Source organism: uncultured Sulfuricurvum sp., from assembly GCF_937936435.1.
In the GTDB taxonomy this organism is placed as follows: domain Bacteria; phylum Campylobacterota; class Campylobacteria; order Campylobacterales; family Sulfurimonadaceae; genus Sulfuricurvum.
In genome coordinates, this window is sequence record NZ_CALDDG010000022.1 from 1 (window position 1) to 5,080 (window position 5,080).

Annotated in this window: 5 protein-coding genes; all 5 read left to right on the top strand. The window is 44.3% G+C overall.

Annotated features, from left to right (window positions below; all coding sequences use genetic code 11):
- Positions 1 to 269 precede the first annotated feature (269 nt).
- Positions 270 to 791, top strand: coding sequence for an AbrB/MazE/SpoVT family DNA-binding domain-containing protein (locus tag Q0389_RS02670; protein WP_298691355.1), 522 nt, complete (start codon positions 270 to 272; stop codon positions 789 to 791).
- 3 nt (positions 792 to 794) lie between these two features.
- Entirely contained in the window at positions 795 to 2,615 is a 1,821-nt protein-coding gene (locus Q0389_RS02675) for a menaquinone biosynthesis decarboxylase (RefSeq protein ID WP_298691357.1), read from the top strand.
- A 106-nt stretch (positions 2,616 to 2,721) separates the two neighbouring features.
- Entirely contained in the window at positions 2,722 to 3,057 is a 336-nt protein-coding gene (locus Q0389_RS02680; protein WP_298691359.1) for a cytochrome C, read from the top strand.
- 87 nt (positions 3,058 to 3,144) lie between these two features.
- Positions 3,145 to 4,530, top strand: a complete 1,386-nt coding sequence (argH, locus tag Q0389_RS02685; RefSeq protein ID WP_298691361.1) for an argininosuccinate lyase — start codon at positions 3,145 to 3,147, stop codon at positions 4,528 to 4,530.
- Positions 4,531 to 4,540: 10 nt separating this feature from the next.
- A complete protein-coding gene (locus tag Q0389_RS02690; RefSeq protein ID WP_298691363.1) occupies positions 4,541 to 5,005 on the top strand; it encodes an OsmC family protein in 465 nt (154 codons plus the stop codon).
- Positions 5,006 to 5,080: the final 75 nt, after the last annotated feature.

A 5,080-nucleotide genomic window follows, 5' to 3' on the forward strand; every position in this document is an offset into this window, starting at 1 on the left:
GGCCAATTTCAACATCGGCGTTGATCGGGCAAACGGATAAGTTTTTTTGTTTGAAAATTGAAAAGCAGTCAGGTTTCATTTTTGTTATATGAAGTTTGGCTGCTTTCACAGTTAAAGGGAGGAAAAATGGAATTTGACTTCATACGTTTATTTATTAATGAATTCAAGAAAGTAACGGTTTTAAAACAAATTCCTCTTTACAATATATAATAGATACTGTATATTCATTGTATATACAGTATTTTATAATTGAAGGGAGAAGAAAATTAATGGATGGATTTGTTGCAAAATGGGGCCATAGTTTAGCATTGCGTATTCCCCAGGTTTTTGCAAAGCAGCTCGACATTAATGAAAACAGTCCTGTGAACATGGAAGTAGTCGATGGAAAGTTGATTATCACCCGTGGGATTTCACTGGATGAGATGCTTCCGGCAATGGGGCAGGGAGCACTGGGGATCGAGACGACGCAAGAAGAGTGGGTTTTGGAAATCGCCCGTTATTTGGAAGATGCCGACAGCCGTATCGAAACGACGATTGAAAGAGGATTTGTCGATACGTTGCAAGGGGGATGTCAAGTCCCGATCGGTGTCAGTGCACGGGTGCAGGAAAACGGCGAAGTCATTGTCCGATCGATTCTGGGGATGCCGGATGCTTCGGAAGAGATGGGGGATATGATCGTCGTTTCGAAAGAACAAATTTCCGGTGTCGGCGAGACGATGGCGAAAACCCTGATCGCGAAAGGTGCTATGGAACTTTTACAGCGTGCCGAAACCATGGCAAACGAGGCATAATCCGTGACACTTGATAAAACAATCGATTTATTGAATGAAAAAGGGGAGTTGCGTATCATCGAAACTCCTTTGGATATTTATTTGGAAATTCCCCATCTGGCGTATGCCGAGGTCAAAAAGCCTAACGGCGGAAAAGCGCTCCTGTTTACTCACCCTGTAGATCATAAAAGCGGTAAAAAATTCGATATGCCCGTCGTCATGAATCTGTTCGGCTCGTTTCGCCGCACAGAACTTTTGTTCGGACGCGAGGTCGAAGGGGTAGCGGAAGAGATCGAAAAACTGCTCCATATGAAGCCGCCTCAAGGGTTTAAAGAAAAAATCGGAATGCTCGGCGATCTCTTCGCCATGAAGGATATTTTTCCTAAAAAGCTGAAAACGAAAGGGAGCTGTCAGGATACGGTTATTCAAGGAGAAAGTGTTAATTTATACGATCTTCCTATTTTAACGACTTGGGAAGAAGACGGCGGACCGTTTATAACGATGGGGCAGGTTTATACCCAAAGCCTGGACGGAAATCTTGTGAATCTCGGAATGTATCGTTTGCAGGTATATGATAAAAACCATTTAGGGATGCATTGGCAGATTCATAAAGATTCGTCTCATTTTTTCGATCAATACCAACGTGCCGGCAAAAAAATGCCGGTCTCGATCGCGATCGGCGGCGATCCGCTCTATACATGGTGTGCGACGGCTCCTCTGCCGTACGGCGTTAACGAACTGTTACTGTACGGTTTGATAAAAAAAGAGTCTCCGAAGCTTGTCCAATCGATCACGACCCCTTTGTTTATTCCCGAAGATGTCGATTACGTTATCGAAGGATGGGTCGACCCTGAAAAAATGGTACTGGAAGGTCCGTTCGGGGATCATACCGGGTATTACACACTTAAAGAATACTATCCGGCATTGGAAGTCAGTGCGATTACCCATCGCAAAAATCCCTATTATTTAGCTACGGTCGTCGGAAAACCGCCGTTGGAAGATAAATACATGGGGTGGGCAACCGAACGGATTTTTCTGCCGCTTCTTAAAACCAATGCAAGCGATTTGATCGATTATCATATGCCGGAGAACGGCGTGTTTCATAACTTGATTATGGCGAAAATGAAACCGCTGTATAAAGGGCACGCGAAACAGTTTATGCATATCTTCTGGGGTTCCGGGCAAATGAGCTTCGTCAAACATGCTTTGTTCTTCGGAGAAGATGCTCCGAAACTGACCAATTATGAAGCCTTGATCACTTATGCACTAAACCGTTTTATCCCTAAATGTCTTTTTATTTCCGAAGGGATTACCGATGCGTTAGACCACTCGAGTCCTGAATCATTGATCGGAGGGAAATTGGGGATTGACTTTACCGCTTCGTATTCTCCGAGCGCGCCTGTATCGATCGAGAGTTCGGAATTGTTGGAAAAAATGAGGGCTTTAATTCCGGAAGTACAGGGATTGACCCAATACATGCGACATACCGCTAATCCGATTACGGTGGTCAGCGTAAACAAAATCCGTCCTTTAAAAGAGTGTATGTCCGTATTGGAAGAGCTCAAATCACTTGTGCGGATCGTCGTATTCGTCGACGAAAAGAAAAATGACATTCACAATCCGTATATGTTGATATGGCGAGTCGTGAATAATATCGATGCGCAACGCGATTTGTACCGCTCGGAGACGATTGTCGCAATAGACGGTACTCTTAAAACGGTTTTGGACGGATTTACGCGCGAATGGCCGGGAGATGTCGAATGTACCCCTTCCGTCGTAGAACGTTTAAAGCAACTTTCATTATGGGATTTGGATATTAAATTAGAAAATAAATATCAACTTTGACGCTTTATTTCCCTTTTTTTAGGGCTATAAGCTTAAGCAATTTATTAGAATTAGTAATGTAAGATTTATTAATTAAGATACTATAGAATAGGGAAGAATAATTCCAATGCGCAAGTTAAATGCTACAGTAGCAATAACCCTTTTAGCCGCTTCGACGATTTTGAATGCCGCTACTTATAAAGGCCAAAAGGTGTACATCGAATCGTGCAAAGGATGTCACGGCGGCGGACAAGAGATGGCAGCTTCCAAAAAACAGCGTATCTGGGAAAAACTGATGGCGAATAAAGGTGAAAAATTGGCCGAGATACATACTTCGTCCAAAAAAGCCGAAGCTTCATGGGCTTATTTTACCGATCGTAAATTTGCTAAAGATGCACGGCATCTGGAAGATTTCTTGGTCGAATATGCAGGAGACAGCGGAAACGTTCCAGCCTGTAACTGATTTTATCTTCTCTGTTACCTTTTCGGGTAATGGCTTCTTCTAAACAAACTTTGCTAAAATACCCTACTTTTTTTAATCGGAGATATCATGGAAAAGATGTGGTCCGGACGGTTCGCACAGGATACGTCAACCCTTTTGGAACAATTCAATGCCTCTATACAGTTTGACCAAAAGTTGTACAGAGAAGATATTGAAGGCTCTATTGCCCATGCACAGATGTTGGCGCACCAAGGTATTTTGACACATGAAGAGCTCTCCTCTATCGAAGCGGGGATGAAACAGGTTTTGGAAGAAATCGAATCCGGAGTCTTCGAATGGAAAATCGGCGATGAAGATCTCCATATGGCGATTGAAAAACGGCTGACCGCCATTATCGGCGATGCAGGTAAAAAACTGCATACGGCGCGCAGCCGTAACGATCAGGTAGCACTCGATTTTCGCCGCTATGTTTTGCGAAAGGATCGTGAAATCGTAGAGCGGATTAAATTGTTGATGGGGGTAATCGTCGATATCGCACGCGATCATACGACGACGCTTCTGCCGGGGATGACTCACCTGCAGCATGCACAGCCGATCAATTTCGCATTTCATCTCTTAGCCTACGCATCGATGTTTAAACGTGATTGCGAACGTTTTGAGAGCAGTGCGGCACGTAATAATATCTCACCGATAGGGTGTGCGGCACTCGCCGGAACCCCGCATAATATCGATCGTGAGATGACGGCAAAAACGCTCGGATTTGATTCTGTAAGTATTAACTGTCTCGATACGGTAAGTGACCGTGATTTCGCTTTAGAGATTTTGTTCAATATTTCGACGTTGATGATGCATATTTCCCGCCTTGCGGAAGAGATTATTCTCTGGTCGAGTTATGAGTTCCGATTCGTCGAACTTTCCGATGCCTATTCGACGGGAAGTTCGATTATGCCGCAAAAGAAAAATCCGGACGTTCCGGAACTGCTCAGAGGCAAGACGGGACGCGTATTTGGAAATCTTATGGGTCTTTTAACCGTTATGAAAGGGTTGCCACTTGCATATAATAAAGACACCCAGGAAGATAAAGAGGGGGTGTTCGACAGTGTCGAAACGGCTGAAATCTCTTTGGAAATCCTGCGTGAAGCTCTCAAAACGATGACGGTCAAACCGCAGAATATGGCACGTGCATGTAAACTCGGACATCTTAGCGCGACCGATTTGGCGGATTATCTTGTAGAACACTGTGACGTTCCGTTTCGGGAAGCACACCATATTACCGGGCGTGCGGTTGCTCGTGCCGAAGTTCTTGGAATAGATTTAAGCGATATCGAATACAGTGAGCTTTATGCAATCGACAACCGGATTAAAGAAGACGTTATCGCGTATTTGGCGATAGAACATTCGATGAATGCCCGTACGTCGCAAGGGGGGACAGCCGAAGTACGTACGCTGGAACAGATTATTTATTTCGACCATTACCTCAAAGATATAAAATAAAGGAGACTCCGTGAAAATTACCGTTTCTCATCAGGATGCAATGCGTTTTGAAGCCAAAACCGAAAAAAGCAGCTTTATCATCGATTGTCCCCAAATTTCTCCGATAGAGTATTTCCTAAGCGGCATTATCGGATGCAGCGCAACCGATATCGTCATGCTCCCACAAAAACAGGGATACGAGGTCAAAAACCTTGAAGTTGACGGCGAAGTTGTCCGCAATGAGAGTGCACCGCGCAAGTTTAATACGCTTCATTTGGAATACCGTTTTGATTCGAATGCGGACGATACCCTTGCCGCACGCTGGGTAATGGCGAGTCTGGAAACGTATTGTTCGACCATTAACACGATCCGTGATTCGACAGCGATTACCTACACAATCAAGCATAACGGCAAAACTATCCGCGAAAATGAGACAATGATCAGCGGCGGCGGAAGCAGTGTCGATTTTGGCTCATTGCAAGGGTGCAACGCGTAACTTTTTTCTTTCACTCCCTTTGAAGGAGTGATTTCTTCATCGATAATTATTTTTTTCCCTTATCCAAATTCCCAC

Bases quoted from the DNA above. Each gene is read 5' to 3' on its own strand.
- argH (WP_298691361.1), top strand. From the start codon at position 3,145: ATGGAAAAGATGTGGTCCGGACGGTTCGCACAGGATACGTCAACCCTT.
- Q0389_RS02680 (WP_298691359.1), top strand. From the start codon at position 2,722: ATGCGCAAGTTAAATGCTACAGTAGCAATAACCCTTTTAGCCGCTTCG.
- Q0389_RS02670 (WP_298691355.1), top strand. From the start codon at position 270: ATGGATGGATTTGTTGCAAAATGGGGCCATAGTTTAGCATTGCGTATT.